This is a genomic window from Rhizobium sp. TH135 (assembly GCF_002855515.1).
Classification (GTDB): Bacteria; Pseudomonadota; Alphaproteobacteria; order Rhizobiales; family Rhizobiaceae; genus Allorhizobium.
Genome location: NZ_PKRP01000004.1, coordinates 261,654 through 277,714, shown reverse-complemented (window position 1 = coordinate 277,714; position 16,061 = coordinate 261,654). Strand labels below are relative to the sequence as shown.

The 16,061-nt window shown below is 62.2% G+C and carries 17 protein-coding genes and 1 tRNA gene; 9 read left to right on the top strand and 9 right to left on the bottom strand.

The genetic code is table 11. The annotated features are described in order from the left end of the window. From C0V73_RS14080 to C0V73_RS14040, 9 genes are all read right to left on the bottom strand, one after another. A complete protein-coding gene (locus C0V73_RS14080) occupies positions 1-1,776 on the bottom strand; it encodes an N-acetylglutaminylglutamine amidotransferase (protein ID WP_102020838.1) in 1,776 nt (591 codons plus the stop codon). 184 nt (positions 1,777-1,960) lie between these two features. Further along, positions 1,961-3,373 carry a PepSY domain-containing protein gene (locus C0V73_RS14075; protein WP_102020623.1) on the bottom strand — a complete coding sequence of 471 codons (1,413 nt, stop codon included), beginning with the start codon at positions 3,371-3,373 and terminating at the stop codon, positions 1,961-1,963. A 28-nt stretch (positions 3,374-3,401) separates the two neighbouring features. Continuing rightward, entirely contained in the window at positions 3,402-3,998 is a 597-nt protein-coding gene (locus tag C0V73_RS14070; RefSeq protein WP_172450176.1) for a helix-turn-helix domain-containing protein, read from the bottom strand. Between the two features lie 183 nt (positions 3,999-4,181). Continuing rightward, a complete protein-coding gene (locus tag C0V73_RS14065; protein WP_102020621.1) occupies positions 4,182-4,574 on the bottom strand; it encodes a hypothetical protein in 393 nt (130 codons plus the stop codon). A 120-nt stretch (positions 4,575-4,694) separates the two neighbouring features. Beyond that, entirely contained in the window at positions 4,695-5,681 is a 987-nt protein-coding gene (locus tag C0V73_RS14060) for a GlxA family transcriptional regulator (RefSeq protein WP_102020620.1), read from the bottom strand. A 68-nt stretch (positions 5,682-5,749) separates the two neighbouring features. Next, positions 5,750-6,907 carry an osmoprotectant NAGGN system M42 family peptidase gene (locus C0V73_RS14055; protein ID WP_102020619.1) on the bottom strand — a complete coding sequence of 386 codons (1,158 nt, stop codon included), beginning with the start codon at positions 6,905-6,907 and terminating at the stop codon, positions 5,750-5,752. A 96-nt stretch (positions 6,908-7,003) separates the two neighbouring features. Continuing rightward, positions 7,004-7,213 carry a DUF2945 domain-containing protein gene (locus tag C0V73_RS14050; protein ID WP_102020618.1) on the bottom strand — a complete coding sequence of 70 codons (210 nt, stop codon included), beginning with the start codon at positions 7,211-7,213 and terminating at the stop codon, positions 7,004-7,006. A 41-nt stretch (positions 7,214-7,254) separates the two neighbouring features. Further along, entirely contained in the window at positions 7,255-7,557 is a 303-nt protein-coding gene (locus C0V73_RS14045) for a hypothetical protein (protein WP_102020837.1), read from the bottom strand. A 191-nt stretch (positions 7,558-7,748) separates the two neighbouring features. Continuing rightward, positions 7,749-7,838: transfer RNA gene (locus tag C0V73_RS14040), tRNA-Ser, on the bottom strand. Between the two features lie 174 nt (positions 7,839-8,012). Here C0V73_RS14040 and C0V73_RS14035 point away from each other — a divergent pair. The 9 genes from C0V73_RS14035 (at position 8,013) to deoC (ending at position 16,058) form a co-directional block, all read left to right on the top strand. Then, positions 8,013-8,330, top strand: a complete 318-nt coding sequence (locus tag C0V73_RS14035) for a hypothetical protein (protein ID WP_102020836.1) — start codon at positions 8,013-8,015, stop codon at positions 8,328-8,330. 177 nt (positions 8,331-8,507) lie between these two features. Further along, complete coding sequence (msrA, locus tag C0V73_RS14030; protein ID WP_102020617.1) at positions 8,508-9,167, top strand: peptide-methionine (S)-S-oxide reductase MsrA; 660 nt, start codon at positions 8,508-8,510, stop codon at positions 9,165-9,167. 255 nt (positions 9,168-9,422) lie between these two features. Next, positions 9,423-10,415 (top strand): BMP family ABC transporter substrate-binding protein, encoded by a 993-nt coding sequence (locus tag C0V73_RS14025; protein ID WP_102020616.1) that lies wholly within the window; start codon positions 9,423-9,425, stop codon positions 10,413-10,415. A 68-nt stretch (positions 10,416-10,483) separates the two neighbouring features. After that, positions 10,484-12,004, top strand: a complete 1,521-nt coding sequence (locus tag C0V73_RS14020; RefSeq protein WP_102020615.1) for an ABC transporter ATP-binding protein — start codon at positions 10,484-10,486, stop codon at positions 12,002-12,004. A 7-nt stretch (positions 12,005-12,011) separates the two neighbouring features. Further along, on the top strand, positions 12,012-13,115 hold the full coding sequence (locus C0V73_RS14015; protein ID WP_102020614.1) for an ABC transporter permease: 1,104 nt from the start codon (positions 12,012-12,014) through the stop codon (positions 13,113-13,115). Positions 13,116-13,125: 10 nt separating this feature from the next. Continuing rightward, positions 13,126-14,097, top strand: a complete 972-nt coding sequence (locus tag C0V73_RS14010; RefSeq protein WP_102020613.1) for an ABC transporter permease — start codon at positions 13,126-13,128, stop codon at positions 14,095-14,097. Positions 14,098-14,099: 2 nt separating this feature from the next. After that, positions 14,100-14,492, top strand: a complete 393-nt coding sequence (locus C0V73_RS14005; protein WP_102020612.1) for a cytidine deaminase — start codon at positions 14,100-14,102, stop codon at positions 14,490-14,492. Further along, positions 14,489-15,295 (top strand): purine-nucleoside phosphorylase, encoded by an 807-nt coding sequence (locus C0V73_RS14000; RefSeq protein ID WP_102020611.1) that lies wholly within the window; start codon positions 14,489-14,491, stop codon positions 15,293-15,295. The genes C0V73_RS14005 and C0V73_RS14000 overlap by 4 nt, the downstream gene beginning before the upstream one ends. Then, the gene (deoC, locus tag C0V73_RS13995) at positions 15,288-16,058 is read left to right on the top strand and encodes a deoxyribose-phosphate aldolase (RefSeq protein WP_102020610.1); all 771 of its coding nucleotides are present in this window, start codon (positions 15,288-15,290) and stop codon (positions 16,056-16,058) included. Before C0V73_RS14000 ends, deoC begins: the two co-directional genes overlap by 8 nt. Positions 16,059-16,061 lie beyond the last annotated feature (3 nt).

The window sequence follows — 16,061 nt, the reverse complement described above, 5'->3', positions numbered from 1 at the left end:
TCAGTTCTCCTGAGCCTGCAACCATATTTCGAGAAGGCCGATCTGCCAGAGTTCGGAGCCCTGCAGCGGCGTGATATGCGAGGCAGGATCTGCCACCAGACGATCGATATAATCCTGGCGGAAGAGGCCACGTTCTCGGGCAGCCTGTGACGATAAGGCATCGCGGAGCATGTCGAGATACGGGCCGGCGATGTATTTCAGCTGGGGTACGGGGAAATAACCCTTCTTGCGGTCGATGACCTCGGAAGGAATGACCTTGCGGGCAACGTCCTTGACGATGCCCTTGCCGCCATCGCGGAGCTTTTCCTCAGGCGGAATGCGGGCGGCGAGTTCAACCAGCTCGTGATCGAGGAAGGGGACGCGGGCTTCCAGGCCCCAGGCCATGGTCATATTGTCCACGCGCTTGACCGGATCGTCGACTAGCATGACGTTGGTATCGAGGCGGAGCGCCTGATCGACCGGGCTGTCGGCACCGGAGCGCAGGAGATGTTCGCGGAGCAGATCGCCGCTGACATCGCGGTCGGCAATCCAACGGTCCTGCAACTGGGTTGTCAGCGTTTCATGGGAGCGATCGCGGAAGGCGCGGCCATAATCGCTGACGACATCCTTGGAGCCGACCAGCGGCGGATACCAGTGATAACCGCCGAAGACCTCGTCGGCGCCCTGGCCCGACTGGACGACCTTGATGTGTTTCGAGACTTCCTTCGACAGAAGGTAGAAGCCGACATTGTCATAGGAGACCATGGGCTCGGACATGGCGGCGATCGTGCCGGGCAGCGCGCCCATGAGATCGGCCGAGGGCACGAAGATCTTGTGATGATCGGTGCCGAAGCGTTTGGCGATCAGGTCGGAATAGACGAATTCATCGCCCTTTTCGCCATTGGCTTCCTCGAAGCCGACGGAGAAGCTCATCAGTCCCGTCTGACCTGCTTCCGCGAGCAGACCGACGATCAGGCTCGAATCGACGCCGCCTGACAGAAGGACGCCGACGGGCACGTCGGCAATCATCCGGCGCTTGACGGCGAGGCGCAGGGCATCGAGCAATTGCTCCTGCCAGTCCTCGCGGCTCATACGGGCGTCTTCGGCGCGGCGCGTATAGGCTGGATCCCAATAACGCTTGTCCTCGAAGCTGCCATCGGGCTGGTAGACTCGGATCGTCGCAGGGGGAAGCTTGCGCACGCCCTTGTAGATCGTGCGCGGCGGCGGAACGACAGCGTGGAAGGTCATGTAGTGATGAAGGGCCGTGACATCGATCGCGGTATCGACACCACCCGCCTTGACGAGGGCCGGCAGCGAGGAGGCGAAACGCAGACCACCGGAGACTTCGGCCAGATAAAGCGGCTTGATGCCGAACCGGTCGCGCGCCATGACGACGCGGCCGGTGTCACGCTCATGGATGACGAAGGCGAACATGCCGTGAAAGCGGGAGACGCAGTCTGTGCCCCAGGCATGCCAGGCCTTCAGGATGACCTCGGTGTCGCCGTCGGAGAAGAAGCGGTAGCCCTTGGCTTCCAGTTCGCTACGCAGTTCACGGAAGTTATAGACACAGCCGTTGAAGACGAGCGAAAGGCCGAGATCGGGATCGACCATCGGCTGCTGCGATTTGTCGGAAAGATCGAGGATGCGCAATCGTCGATGGCCGAGCCCGACATTGCCCCTGACCATCACACCGGCCGAATCCGGCCCGCGGGGGGCCAGAACATCCGCCATGATCGAAACTGCCGCTACCGATGGCGACGCGCCATCGAATCTCACTTCTCCACAAATGCCACACATGAACTGGGCTGAAACCTCCGTTGAAAGATCAAACGCAAATGTGCCGGCGCGCCGATCAAGGATCGTCGGCGTACCGGTCACATGGTTTGCAAATGGCGGAGCGGTTCCATTGTTCCATTATTTTTTGCGGAAGATGGCTGGAAGCGAGGCGACGCCCCGGCCGGCCCGGGGCGTCGAATTCCGATTAGCTCAAGGCCTTCTTCAGCGGGGCAATGTGGCGGAAGACCAAGAGGTCGAGAAGGAGAACCACCAGGAGAACAGCGCCGGAGAGCGGGAAGAGGAGCGCTGTCGCGAGCATGACCAAGGCGCCGGTCTTCCAGAGTGGACCGGGCTCGCCGACCGACGGAGCGACCAGACGGGCGGCACCCTTGGGACGGCGTTTCCACCACATGACGAAGCCGCTGACCGAGAGGAAGATTATCGACAGACAGAAGATGTTGACGAAGACCAGGTTCCAGAGGCCCATGTCGCCCTCGTGGAAGGCGACACCGGCGGCCATGGCCTTGCCCGCTGCGCCGTAGTCACCGAAACCAACATCGGCAAGGATGCGGCCGGTATACTGATCGATATGGACGGTGCGATCATCAAGGGGGTTGGCGCTGTCATTGCTCATCGTGTCGCGGGAGATGGTCCAGACGGCCGTCTCGTCGCCCGGGAAAGCCAGCTGGAAGCGCTGGTCGAAGCCAAGCGTGCGGGCGAGCGTGACGATCGCGTCGAGATTGACGGGCTCGCCATCCGGCGTGCCGGTGACACCGGCATCCGAGCCGGAGGCCGGCATCGGGGTCTGCTCCAGCGTCCACGGAACCTGCTTGATGCCGCCATGGTTCATACTGGCATGGGTCTTGTCCGACAGGGGCACATTGTCCCACTTCTCCGCCGGGAAGGTGCTCCAGGCCTGGGTGAACTTCTCGCCCCAGATGCCAGCCCAGGTGAGGCCCGACAGCAGAAAGACGACGAGGAAGAGCGAGGCATAAAAGCCGATGCTCAGATGCAGCGACTTCCACAGCTGACGACCCTTGGCAGAGAGCTGCGGGACGAGCACGGAGCCGAAGCCGCGGCCGTCACGCGGCCACCACAGATAAAGGCCCGTGACAACGAGCATGATGGCGAAGCCGGCGGCAATCTCGATCAGGCGGTCTCCGAGATCACCGATCAGCAGCGTGCCGTGGATGGTGTCGGCGAGGTCATAAAGACCATTGCGACGTTCCCAGTTGCCAAGGACCTCGGCCTTGTAGGGATCGACGGCCACCATGAAGGAGGCGTCGCCCTGGTTGATGCGAAAGAGCGCGGCCTGCTCCGGCGTGCGCGGCGCAATGTACTGGATGATCTGGCCGGGGATCTCCAGGGTCGCGGCTCCCGCCTGGGCGGAAACGGAGGCAAGGGTCGCCTGGGGTTCGACCGAATAGATCTTCTCGCCATCACGGCCGAAAAGCGTTGCCGTCCAGAGCATGATGAGGCCGGTGACGGCGAGCATGATCAGGAAGGGGGCCACATAGAGGCCGGCATAGAAATGCCAGCGCCAGGCGGTGATGTAGAAGCGGCGCGACAGATCCTTGCTGTTCGCCTTGGTGGGGGAGAGGTCGGGAACGATGGTCATCCTGGGTCTCGACTGGTTGGAGAGAGGTTCAGTGGGAAAGCGAGCGATCGCCGGCGGCGAGGCCCGAGAGCTGCTGCGGGTCGAGCACGGTGACGAGATCGCCGCGCTGGATGTCGATGAGGCCCGCCTTCTTCAGGCGGGTGAGGCAGCGGCTGACGGTCTCGACGGTGAGGCCAAGCCAATCGGCAAGGTCGCCGCGGGTGGGATAAAGATGGAAGGTGATGGTGCCGCGCCGCTTGTCGCGTGCCGGGCGACCGAATTGCCGGGCGAGATCAAGCACGGCAAAGGCCACGCGTTCGGGCGCCGTCTTGCGGCCAAGCAGCATGACCAGGCCTTGAGAGCGGGCGAGCATTTCGCTGAGCGCCAGATCCCGTTCGCTCTGGCTGATGGTGTCAGACACGGCTTCCAGGCGGGTGAAGCCGAGGGTCTCGGCCGAATATTTGGTGTGTTCACCAAGCCCGAGGCCGATCAGTCGGCCGGGTCCGACGAGGTCGATAATCTGGCGCCGCCCATCCGACAGCGTCTGGGCTGTGGCGACACAGCCGTCGACCACGCGGTATTGCGGAGAGCCGGCGAGGCCTTCGAGGAAAACCACGGTTCTCGGCGGCAGAAGCGGGCCGGCCAAGGTGGGTCTTGTTGGCCTGGGGGTCGCGGAAGACGCGGGCGGAAACGCAGGCGACGGCCCGCGATCGGCAAGGAGTTGCAGCATGACAGACATCCGATTTCGACCGGAGCTGCAAAGCGTGCAAACTCACCGGCCTGACGACACTGGTGACCGGACGCGAGACGCGCCGGCCGTGACCTTCGATCAGGCGGTGACGGGTGGTGCGCGGGGATGGGTGTCGGGCGGAAAAAGCTGGCGGAAATGCGCCTCTGCCGGCGGCGGCAGGGCGACGGAGGTGGAGAGGGCCATGCGCGTGCCGACGGCATCGGCGGGCGCTGGCAGGAGGACGGCGGCCGAGATACGGCAGGCCTCGCAATCGGAGGCACCGGCATGGGGCTTCGCCTTGCCGTCATCCGACGGCAAGCAGAGCTCCGGCAGGCTGCCATCCGGCAGCATCAGGGCAGCGATTTCTTCCGGGGAGAATTGCGTCGCGGGTGCGGCGACCGGTTGATGGGCGAGGCCAAGCAGAACGAGCGCGACGACGCAGATCATGCGTATCGCTCGCTCAAAGCTCATCCGGACGCCCGTTTCAGTCATTCTATCCCCCGACAGATTTCCCGTGGATAGCATCGGGCAGCGCTGCTCACAAGACGGTGATCTCGCCGCATGTCGTCGCAGCGAGCACCGCTAAAACAGCGACGCCTGAAGCACTGGTGATCAGGCGGCGGGCTGGCTGCGCATCTGGCCGGGTGTGCGGCCATAGGTGCCCTTGAAGACGCGGGTGAAATGCGAGGTGTTCTGGAAACCGACCTGCAGCGCGATATCGATCAGCGAGGCATTGGTCTGGGTGACCAGCATCTTGGCGCGCTCCATCCTGAGCTTCGTGTAGATCCGGGCGGGCGATACATCAATTTTCTGGGCAAAGAGGCGCTCCAGCTGGCGGCGCGAGAGACCCACCGAGCGGGCGAGCTGATCAATGGTCAGCTCGTTTTCCAGGCTCTGTTCCATCAGGATCAGGACGGCCTTTACCCGGGGATCGTCGCATTCGATCGTCAGTGGCCGGCGTACCTGGATATCCTTATTGGTGCGGGCCTTCTCGATCTGCAGGACTTCAAGCGCGTTGCGCTCGGCGTCATGGCCGAGATATTGGCGGACGATGAAGGCTGCGAGATCGGCCGAGCTGCTGCCGCCGGCACAGGAGCCGCGGCGCCGATCGAGATTGAACAGGCGGTCGGAGCGGACCTCGTGATCGGGGAACCGATCGCGGAACTCCTGGTAATGCAGCCAGCTGACACAGGTCTGGTGGTTCTTCATCAGACCGGCTTCGGCCAAGATGAAGGTGCCGGTGCAAAGTCCGATCAAAGGCACCTTCTGCGCATCGGCCTTCTTCAGGAAGGCGATGGTCTGATCGTCCACGGCGGGCTGGCGACCGAGCAGGCCGCCGACCACGACGATATAGTCAAAGCGGCTGGGATTAACGAAATCGCTGGTGGGCGCCACCTGGACCCCGCAGCTGGAGGTGATCAGATGGCGTGTGCTGCCGATGACCTGCCAATCGGCGAGAACGCGGCCGGAGCGATCATATTCGTCGCTAGCAAGCCGGATGGTATCGATGAAAAGCGCAAAGGCGGACAGCGTAAACGACCGCGACAGCACGAAGCCAATCTTCAGCCGCGGCCTTTTTGTTGCCTCGTCACCCGCCATTGCCTGATTCTCCGAATTCCGGCGAAATCGCCGAGATAAACGCTAGCAGCGGGCGGATGTCGCTGCAATCACGACTCGTCGGGTTCGTCTGCTTTCAGGCTCTGCCGTGCAGGCTCGACCTTCTGGCGGGTGAAGCCGCGCAACCCCGAGACCTCTTCGGAATCACGCTCGATCTGCACCTCGCTCGCCGTATAGTAGACGACGAGCTTTGCCACCGACATCAGGGCATGAAGGTGGATGCGCTCATAGCCATGGGAGGCGTCGACGCCGAAGGCCAGGAGGGCCGTGCGCACATCATGGCCGGCTTCCACCGCCGAGGCCGCATCGGAGCGGTAGTAGCGGAAGACGTCCTTCTGCACGCGAATGCCGTGTTCTGCGCAGAGATCATAGAGCTTCTTCGACAAATGATAATCGAAGGGGCCGGTCTGGTCGGCCATGGCGAGCGTCACGCCGAATTCATCGGAATTCTGGCCGGGCGCCGTCGTGCCATTGTCGATGGCGACGAGGGAGGCGATCTCCGGCACGAGAGCTGCTGAGGCGCCGACGCCGACCTCCTCGCCGATGGTAAAGAGCCAGTAGGTATCGACCGGAGTTTCGATCTCCCCGCGCTGCATCGCCTCGATCGCCGCCAGCATGATCGCCACGCCCGCCTTGTCGTCCAGGTGCCTTGATACGATGAAGCCGTTGTCGAGGAATTCGGGCTGGGGGTCGATGGCGACGATATCACCGATATCGATGCCGAGTTGGACGATATCGTTCCTGTCGCGCGACAGTGCATCGATGCGCAGTTCGACATGGCGCCAGCCGGTAGGTTGCGTGTCCACCTCCTCGTTGAAGGTGTGGCCGGAGGCTTTCAGTGGCAGGATGGTGCCGCGATAGATGCCTTTGGTCGAGAAGATCGAGGCCCGGGCGCCCTCGGCAAAGCGCGCCGACGAGTGGCCGATCGAAACAAGCTCGAGCCGACCATTGTCTTTGAGCGCCTTAACTTGTGCGCCGAGCGTATCGAGATGGGAGACGATGGCGCGGGCCGGTCGTTCCGCAGCGCCCGGCCGTCTCGCGCGGATCGCGCCACGGCGGGTCAGCTTGACTTCGAGACCGAGACGCTCCAGTTCGCGCGCCGTGTAGCGAACAGCTTCGTCCGTGAAGCCGGTCGGGCTCGGGATGGCCAGCAATGCCTTGAGCCGAGCCCTCAGATAATCCGGGTCAATATTGATCGGTGTCTGCATCTTGGCTTTCTCGCAGTCGCTGCCGCCGGGGTCAACAGTAACGGGGCCATTCGCTTCGAAGCCGGGTGCATCTCCTGAGCTCTCCGGCCGGTGCTTTCAAGCCTTGTGCAGAGCCTCGGGCTTGTGAGCGGCGCGCTTTCCCGTCTTGCTGCTCTCGACGATGTATTGCGGTTCCGATTTAGAGGCCTTGACCTCGTGATCCTTGATCTTGGTCGGCGAAGTCTGCTTCTTGACGACCTTGCCTTCCGTCTTTCCCTGGCTGGTTTTCCACTCGACCTTGTCGCCCTTGTGCAGGTTCTTCGTCATGTTCTGATCTCCCGTTTGATGGCTTGCAGCGTATGCCGCGTTCACTGAAGCTGTTCCTTCACCCAGTCGCGTCCGGCATCGCCACCCCACAGGAGCCAGGCGATGTAGCCGGCGGAGGGATTGTCGTCGTCGCCGAAATTCTTCGCCCGCTTGTCGACCTTGTGGCGCGCGAAATAGCTCTTCATGCGCTTCATCGTGTCTTCACTCAGATTTCGCTGGTTCTTGAGATCACGCGCCCGGGCGACGCCGACCTGGGTTCCGCCGCGATTGAACTCCTGGCGCAATTCCAGCCCCCGCGCCGCCTCCTTGGCCACAGCTGCGGTCGGCTTGAACGTATCGGACATCTCGGCTTCCTCCGGCATGACTGGCGGGCACTGGAGTGGCTCGACAATGCGTGACGCGGCGCCAGTGGTCTCGCAGGAGAACGGCGCAGCCGGGATCCGGTTCCGGGGCGAGGCTTGGCAGAGAGCGCGGAGGGCGTGATGCTTACGCTGACGGGGATGCCGTCAGGGCGGGGAGAATGTGTTGGGATAGATGGCGGACAGGGTGGGATTCGAACCCACGGTACGCTTTCACGCACACACGCGTTCCAGGCGTGCGCCTTAAACCACTCGGCCACCTGTCCAGGGGGATCGCGGGGAAAAACCACCGCGGTTGGTCGGGCGGGATATATACCGAGGAATTTCGGCGGATCAACCGAAATCTATCAGAATTTTGACATCGGCCGACAATTCCCTATCTATAAGGCCGAGCGCGGCGAATTGCAGGCCGTGACGGGCTTCAGCCGGAGACTTTGGTCGTGCGTTTCCTCTTCAGGATCTTGAGTTTGCTTGCGCTTTGCGTCGGCGTCGTGTTCGGCGTGGTGGATTCGATTGCGTCGGTTTCGGCATCGCAGGTCATCCTGACGCCGATATCGGAGGCCTGGATCGATGCAAATCCGGGTTCGCTCATGACGCTTGAAGGACTGGTCGAGACACGGCTTGGCGCCGGCGCATGGCTTGCCTTGCGTGACGTGGTGCTGCCGCAGCCGGCTTCCGCCGCTTTCCTCGTGCTGTCGCTGGCGTTCTGGATGATCGGCTATAAGCGGCCCTCGCCTGCCGGGCGCTTTGCGGCCTGAGCCGGGACTTCCTTAGCGCGCGGGACAAGCCGTCCCTCGTGCCGGTTGTAAGTTTTAAGCGGGCCCCGCGACTAAGACCATAGAAACAGGAGCTGCAGACAGTGCAGCTTCTAGTGATCCGCCTCTGGCGGCGCTTCAGACGAACCAGCAGGCCGCTTAGGCCTCAGGAGGTAAAAGATGTTCCTGATCGACATGTTCAACAAGAAGACTGTGATGCCCACGGCGGAGAACGCCCTTCCCGGTCGGGCCGAGCCGATCCCGACGGCCGCCACGCATTTCGTGTCCGGCCTGCCCCTCAAGGGACCGGCGCCTGAGGGCATGAAGACCATCTATCTCGGCATGGGTTGCTTCTGGGGTGCGGAGCGGCTGCTCTGGCAGACGCCGGGCGTCTATCTGACCGTCTCCGGCTACCAGGGCGGCATCACGCCCAATCCGACCTATCAGGAGACCGTCACGGGGCTGACGGGTCACACCGAAGTGGTGAAGGTGGTCTATGATCCTGCGAAAATCGCGCTGGAAGGGCTGCTGAAGATCTTCTTCGAGGCGCATGATCCGACCCAGGGCATGCGCCAGGGCAATGATATCGGCACAACCTATCGCTCGGCCATCTATGTCGAGGACGAGGGCGACATGGCGCTTGCCATTACGGTTCGCGACCGGTTCCAGGACGCACTGGTGAAGGCCGGACGCAACAGCCGGGTGACGACTGAAATCGCCCATGCCGGACCGTTCTACTATGCCGAGGATTATCACCAGCAGTATCTGGCGAAGAATCCGAACGGTTACTGCGGCCTGCGCGGCACGGGCGTCGCCTGCCCGATCTCGCCCGCCGCTTAAGGGCGAATGCCCAAAGGTGCAGCATAAATCCCATTGATCTGACTGATTTTTCAGCGCGCGGCGCTGAAAAATCGGCAGGCTTGTGAATCTTTACCAGATGAAAAAAATCTGGTGAATTTTGAAACGAGCCATGCAAGGATGAAAGCCAGCCAGGACCTCCGGAAAAGGGGGCGGCGGTTCCGCAGACATGTCTTTCTCATGAGGAAGGCTTGCGGGAGGACCCAACAAGATCAATAGCAACAACAGGGCTGCACCATGAAGAAAACCCTCCTCAGTCTCTTTGCCTTGGCCGCGATGTCGGCGACCGCGCTTGCGGCCGACGTCAAGCCGGCGCTGGTCTACGGCACGGGCGGCAAGTTCGACAAATCCTTCAACGAAGCCGCTTACGGTGGCGCCGAGAAGTTCAAGGCCGAAACCGGCATCGACTACCGCGACTTCGAGCCGACCAGCGACACGCAGGGCGAACAGGCCATCCGTAACTTCGCGTCGCGCGGCTTCAACCCGGTTGTCGCCGTTTCCTTCGCCTGGACCTCGGCCGTCGAAAAGGTTGCCGCTGAATTCCCGGATACCCAGTTCGTGATCGTCGATTCCGTCGTCGACAAGCCGAATGTCCGTTCGGTTGTCTACAAGGAAGAGGAAGGTTCCTACCTCGTTGGCCTGCTGGCCGGCATGGCTTCCACCACCGGCAAGGTCGGCTTCGTCGGCGGCATGGACATTCCGCTGATCCGCAAGTTCGCCTGCGGCTACGAGCAGGGCGCACGCGCTGCCAAGGCTGACATCCAGGTCTTCCAGAACATGACCGGCACGACGGGTGCAGCCTGGAACGACCCGGTTCGCGGCGGTGAACTGACCAAGAACCAGATCGACCAGGGTGCGGACGTCGTTTACGCGGCAGCCGGTGCAACCGGTCTCGGCGTTCTGCAGACTGCTGCCGACAACGGCAAGCTGTCGATCGGCGTCGACTCCAACCAGAACCACCTGCATCCGGGCTCGGTTCTGACGTCGATGGTCAAGCGCGTCGACCTCGCCGTCTACAACGCTTACTCGGATTCGAAGAACGACAAGTTCACCCCCGGTCTGCAGGTTCTCGGCGTCGCACAGGAAGGTGTCGCCTACGCTCTGGACGACAACAACGCCAAGCTGATCACAGAAGAGATGAAGGCTGCTGTCGAGAAGGCCAAGGCCGACATCGCCGCCGGCACCATCAAGGTCCATGACTACATGTCGGACAATTCCTGCCCGAAGTGATCTGAAAGCCGGGCGCAGGACGGCGACCTCGTCGTCCTGCGCCCTTTTTGTATGTCTGGGGGACCGGAATGAGTGCAACGAACCAGGCACCCGCGATCGAATTGATCGGCATCGACAAGAAGTTCGGTGCGGTGCATGCCAACAAGAACATCAATCTGACGGTCGCCAAGGGCTCCATCCACGGCATCATCGGTGAAAACGGCGCCGGCAAGTCGACGCTGATGTCGATCCTTTACGGCTTCTACCAGGCCGACCAGGGATCCATCCAGATCGACGGCAAGCCGATCACGATCAAGGACAGCCAGGCTGCCATCAATTCCGGGATCGGAATGGTGCACCAGCACTTCATGCTGGTCGAGAATTTCTCCGTGCTCGAGAACCTGATGCTCGGTGCCGAAGGCGGCGCCTTGCTCGGCAAGGGCACCGATGCTGCGCGTGCAGCACTTAAGAAGCTGGAAGAAGACTACGAGCTGGAAGTGGATCCCGATGCCATCATCGAGGAACTGCCCGTTGGTCTGCAGCAGCGCGTCGAAATCCTGAAAGCGCTCTATCGCGGTGCCGAAATCCTGATCCTCGACGAACCCACGGGTGTTTTGACACCGGCGGAAGCCGATCACCTTTTCAAGATCCTCGGTGTGCTGCGCGACCAGGGCAAGACGGTCATCCTGATCACTCACAAGCTGCGGGAGATCATGGCGATTACCGATACGGTGTCGGTCATGCGCCGCGGCGAAATGGTCGCGACCCGCAAGACGGCGGAAACGACCGTCGAGGAACTCGCCGAGCTGATGGTCGGCCGCCGCGTGCTGCTGCATGTCGAGAAGAAGCCGGCCAATGCGGGCGAGATTTTCCTGTCCGTCCGCAATCTCACCGTTAAGGACAACCGCGGCGTCGTCATGGTCGACAATGTCTCCTTCGATGTCCGCTCCGGCGAGATCGTCGGGATTGCCGGCGTGGCCGGCAACGGCCAGAGCGAACTCCTGGAAGCGATCACCGGCATTCGCAAACCGACCTCCGGGGAGATCTGGATCAACGGCAATAATGTTGCCGGCCTCGACCCGGCGGAACTGCGCGGCATCGGTGTGGCGCATATCCCGGAAGATCGCCACCACATGGGCCTCGTGCTTCCCTTCGAGGAGAGCCAGAACGCAATCCTCGGCTATCACCGCGACGAGCGCTACGGGAAGGGCATGTTCCTAAACCCGGACCTTATTCGAAAGGCTGCGGTTGAAGAGATCGAGAAATACGATATCCGCCCGCCGAACCCGCGGCTGAAGACTGCCAACTTCTCCGGCGGCAACCAGCAGAAGATCGTCGTTGCCCGCGAGATCGAGCGCGATCCGAAGCTTCTGATCGTCGGCCAGCCGACGCGCGGCGTCGACATCGGCGCGATCGAGTTCATTCACAAGCGGATCGTCGAGACGCGCGACGCCGGCAAGGCCGTGCTGCTCGTCTCCGTCGAACTTGACGAGATCCGCTCACTCTCCGACCGTATCCTGGTAATGTTTGCCGGCAAGGTCGTCGGCGAGAAGACGCCTGATACAGGCGAACAGACACTCGGCCTGATGATGGCCGGCATTGCCGCTTGAGGATTTGATGAGCACTGCATCCGTACCACTTCCAAACTGGATCAATTATGCGCTGCTGCCGCTGATCAACCTCACGCTCGCCTTTCTGGTGTCGGGCCTCGTGGTCTGGATCATCGGGGAGAACCCCTGGGAGGCCCTGAAGCTTATGCTGGAAGGCGCGCTCGGCAGCGGCGAAGGCATTGGCTTCACCCTGTTTTATGCGACGAACTTCATCTTCACCGGGCTTTCTGTCGCGGTTGCCTATCATGCCGGCCTGTTCAATATCGGCTCCGAAGGCCAGGCCTACCTGGGCGGCCTGGGTGCCGCACTCGCAGCACTTGCGCTCGATCAATACGTGCCCTGGTATGTCACGATGCCGTTTGCGATCATGGCGGCGGCCCTCTTCGGCGCGGCCTGGGCGCTGATCCCGGCCTGGCTGCAGGCCAAGCGCGGCAGCCATATCGTCATCACCACGATCATGTTCAACTTCATCGGCGCAGCGCTGATGGTCTATCTTCTGGTCAACGTGCTGATCGTTCCCGGCAAGATGGCGCCTGAGACACGCACCTTCCTCGAAGGTGGCCAGCTGCCGAAGCTCGACTGGCTGATTGCCATGTTCGGGGGTACGCTTGGTCCTGCCCCGTTCAACGTGTCCTTCCTGATCGCACTCGTCATGTGCGTTGTCGTCTGGGTGCTGATCTGGCGCACCAAGCTCGGCTACGAGATGCGCACGCTCGGGATCAGCCGGTCGGCCGCCGCCTATGCCGGCATTCCCTATGTGAAGATCGTCATGATCACCATGCTGATTTCGGGCGGTCTCGCCGGGATGATGGCGCTGAACCCGGTGCTCGGGGCCTCCGCCCGCCTGCAGGTGGAATTCGTGGCTGGCGCCGGCTTCGTCGGGATCGCTGTATCGCTGATGGGGCGCAACCATCCGCTCGGCATCCTGCTAGCCGCCATCCTGTTCGGCATTCTCTATCAGGGCGGTGCGTGGCTTTCCTTTGATATGCCGAACATCACTCGCGAGATGATCGTGGTCATCCAGGGTCTGGTGATCCTGTTTGCCGGCGCGCTCGAATTCATGTGCCGGCCGATGATCGTGCGCATCTACCAGTCACTGACAAAGGCCTGAGGACGCGACCATGGAATCATTTGACATGCTCATCAGCATCCTCGGTTCGACGATCCGTCTGTCGATCCCGCTGATCCTGGCGGCCCTTGCCGGCCTCTATTCGGAACGCGCCGGTGTCTTCGACATCGGGCTTGAGGGCAAGATGCTGGCGGCAGCCTTCGCGGCAGCCTGCGTTGCCTATCTCACCGGTTCGGCCTGGCTGGGGCTGTTCTCCGGTATTGCCGTTTCGCTCGTCTTCTCGCTGATCCACGGCTTTGCCTCGATCACCAATCGCGGCAACCAGATCGTCTCCGGCGTGGCGTTGAACTTCGTGGCAGCCGGCTTGACTGTCGTGCTTGGCCAGGCCTGGTTCGGCCAGGGCGGTCGCACGCCACAGGTTTCGGGTGACGGGCGTTTTGCGCCAATCATCCTGCCAGGTGCCGACATGATGCGTGAGGTGCCGATCATCGGGCCGCTGTATTCCAACGTCATCTCGGGCAACAATATCCTGACCTATATCGCCTTCCTTGCGGTGCCAATCTCCTGGTGGGTGCTCTATCGCACGCGCTTTGGCCTGCGGCTCCGCGCTGTCGGTGAAAATCCGGGTGCGGTCGATACGGCCGGCATTTCGGTGACTTTCCTGCGCTACCGTGCCGTGCTGGTGGCGGGCCTGCTCTGCGGCATTGCCGGGACCTATCTCGCGATCGCTCAGTCGGCGGCCTTCATCAAGGACATGTCGGCGGGCAAGGGCTTCATCGCGCTTGCAGCCCTCATCTTCGCCAAGTGGAAGCCAGTGCCGGTGATGTTCGCCTGCCTGCTGTTCGGCTTCCTCGATGCGCTGGCAAACTTCATGCAGGGCAAGGAGATCCCTGTCATCGGCGAAGTGCCGGTGCAGCTCTTCCAGGCCCTGCCCTATATTCTCACCTGCATTCTGCTTGCGGGCTTCATCGGCTCTGCCAATCCGCCGAAGGCCGGTGGCGTCGCATATTCCAAGGAGCGTTGATCATGGCGCACGATCTTTTCGAAGCCGCGCGTGACGCGATGAAATTCGCGCATGCGCCCTATTCGAAGTTCCCGGTGGGGGCTGCGATCCGTGCCGATGACGGGCGCATCTATACCGGCGCCAATATAGAGAACCTCTCCTTCCCACAGGGCTGGTGTGCCGAGCCGACGGCGATCGGCTGCATGATCATGGGCGGCGGCAAGAAGATCATCGAGATGGCCGTGATTGCCGAGAAGCTGGCGCTTTGCCCGCCCTGTGGCGGTTGCCGGCAGAAGATCTCGGAATTCGCATCCGCCGACACCAAGATCTTTCTCTGCGACGAAGTGGGAGTGCAGAAGACCATGACCATGGACGAGCTTCTGCCGCTCAGCTTCAAGACGGATATCCTCGGATGAAGGCGGCAGTAGATCTGCTCGTCGAGCGGCTCAACGGGCTCGTTCCGCGCCATGCGATCGTGCTCGGCTCGGGCTTGGGATCGCTGGTCAACGAGGTTCGCGATGCGGTGCGCGTTCCCTATGCGGAGCTTCCCGGCTTTCCGTTGAGCGGCGTATCGGGCCATGCGGGCGAGATCGTTGCTGGTTATCTCGGGCGCACGCCGGTCATCATGCTTGCCGGACGCATGCATTACTACGAGCACGGCGATGCGAATGCGATGCGCAAGCCGATCGAAGTGCTGATGGGGCTTGGCGTGAAGTCGCTGATCCTGACCAATGCGGCTGGATCGCTGCGTGAAGACATGCCGCCTGGTTCGGTCATGCAGATCACCGACCACATCAACTTCTCTGGCAAGAACCCGCTGATCGGCGAGCCGAGCGACGGGCGCTTCGTCGGCATGACCTCGGCCTATGATGTCGAGCTGCAGGCAGCCATGCGGGCAGCCGCTGAAGCAGAAGATGTGCCGCTCTCGCAGGGTGTCTATATGTGGTTCTCGGGCCCGAGCTTCGAGACGCCCGCGGAAATCCGCATGGCGCGTGTTCTGGGCGCCGATGCCGTCGGCATGTCGACCGTGCCGGAGGTCATTCTGGCCCGTTTCTATGGCCTGAGGGTTGCAGCTGCGTCCGTCATCACCAATTATGGGGCAGGCATGACCGGTGGCGAACTCAGCCACGAAGAAACCAAGGACATGGCGCCGATCGGCGGCAAACGTCTGGCCGCCATCCTGAAACGGATGATCGGCGGAGGAAATGACATTGGATAATCAAGAACTGCGCGCCGTCGCTTCGCGAGCGCTTTCGCTGCTCGACCTCACCAACCTGAAGGACGACTGCACGCCCGAACAGATCGTGACGCTGTGCGGGCGCGCCCAGAGCGCCTTTGGTCCGACGGCTGCGATCTGCATCTGGCCGCGCTTCGTCATGCAGGCGCGGACCTTGCTGGGCCCCGACAGCCCGATCCGCATTGCGACCGTCGTCAACTTCCCCGCAGGCGAGATGAAGACCGAGGACGTGCTGGCCGAGACGCGGGATGCCGTGGCAGACGGTGCAGACGATATTGACCTCGTGATCCCTTACCGGGCGCTCGCCAAGGGCGACGAGAAGGCCGTGACGGACATGGTTTCGGCGGTGAAAGCGGCCTGTGGTCCGGCGATCCTGAAGACGATCCTGGAAACGGGTGAGCTCAAGGATATCTCGCTGATCCGTCGCGCCTCGGATCTCTCGATCGCGGCCGGTGCGGATTTCATCAAGACCTCGACCGGCAAGGTCGGCGTCAATGCGACGCTTGAGGCGGCCGACATCATGCTGCAGGCGATCCGCGACAGCCGCCGGAAGGTGGGCTTCAAGCCGGCCGGTGGCATTTCGACGGTGACGGATGCGGCGCTCTATCTCAGCCTTGCCGATACGATCATGGGTGAGGACTGGGTCATGCCCTCGACCTTCCGCTTCGGCGCTTCCGGCCTGCTTGACGATATCAACGCCGTGCTCTCGGGCGAGCGCTCGACGGCTACGGCATCGGGATATTGAGCC

Bases quoted from the DNA above. Each gene is read 5' to 3' on its own strand.
- C0V73_RS14055 (WP_102020619.1), bottom strand. From the start codon at position 6,907: ATGCAGACACCGATCAATATTGACCCGGATTATCTGAGGGCTCGGCTC.
- C0V73_RS14000 (WP_102020611.1), top strand. From the start codon at position 14,489: ATGAAGGCGGCAGTAGATCTGCTCGTCGAGCGGCTCAACGGGCTCGTT.
- C0V73_RS14060 (WP_102020620.1), bottom strand. From the start codon at position 5,681: ATGGCGGGTGACGAGGCAACAAAAAGGCCGCGGCTGAAGATTGGCTTC.
- C0V73_RS14020 (WP_102020615.1), top strand. From the start codon at position 10,484: ATGAGTGCAACGAACCAGGCACCCGCGATCGAATTGATCGGCATCGAC.
- C0V73_RS14025 (WP_102020616.1), top strand. From the start codon at position 9,423: ATGAAGAAAACCCTCCTCAGTCTCTTTGCCTTGGCCGCGATGTCGGCG.
- C0V73_RS14005 (WP_102020612.1), top strand. From the start codon at position 14,100: ATGGCGCACGATCTTTTCGAAGCCGCGCGTGACGCGATGAAATTCGCG.
- C0V73_RS14080 (WP_102020838.1), bottom strand. From the start codon at position 1,776: ATGTGTGGCATTTGTGGAGAAGTGAGATTCGATGGCGCGTCGCCATCG.
- C0V73_RS14010 (WP_102020613.1), top strand. From the start codon at position 13,126: ATGGAATCATTTGACATGCTCATCAGCATCCTCGGTTCGACGATCCGT.
- msrA (WP_102020617.1), top strand. From the start codon at position 8,508: ATGTTCCTGATCGACATGTTCAACAAGAAGACTGTGATGCCCACGGCG.
- C0V73_RS14065 (WP_102020621.1), bottom strand. From the start codon at position 4,574: ATGACTGAAACGGGCGTCCGGATGAGCTTTGAGCGAGCGATACGCATG.
- C0V73_RS14015 (WP_102020614.1), top strand. From the start codon at position 12,012: ATGAGCACTGCATCCGTACCACTTCCAAACTGGATCAATTATGCGCTG.
- C0V73_RS14075 (WP_102020623.1), bottom strand. From the start codon at position 3,373: ATGACCATCGTTCCCGACCTCTCCCCCACCAAGGCGAACAGCAAGGAT.
- C0V73_RS14050 (WP_102020618.1), bottom strand. From the start codon at position 7,213: ATGACGAAGAACCTGCACAAGGGCGACAAGGTCGAGTGGAAAACCAGC.
- C0V73_RS14045 (WP_102020837.1), bottom strand. From the start codon at position 7,557: ATGTCCGATACGTTCAAGCCGACCGCAGCTGTGGCCAAGGAGGCGGCG.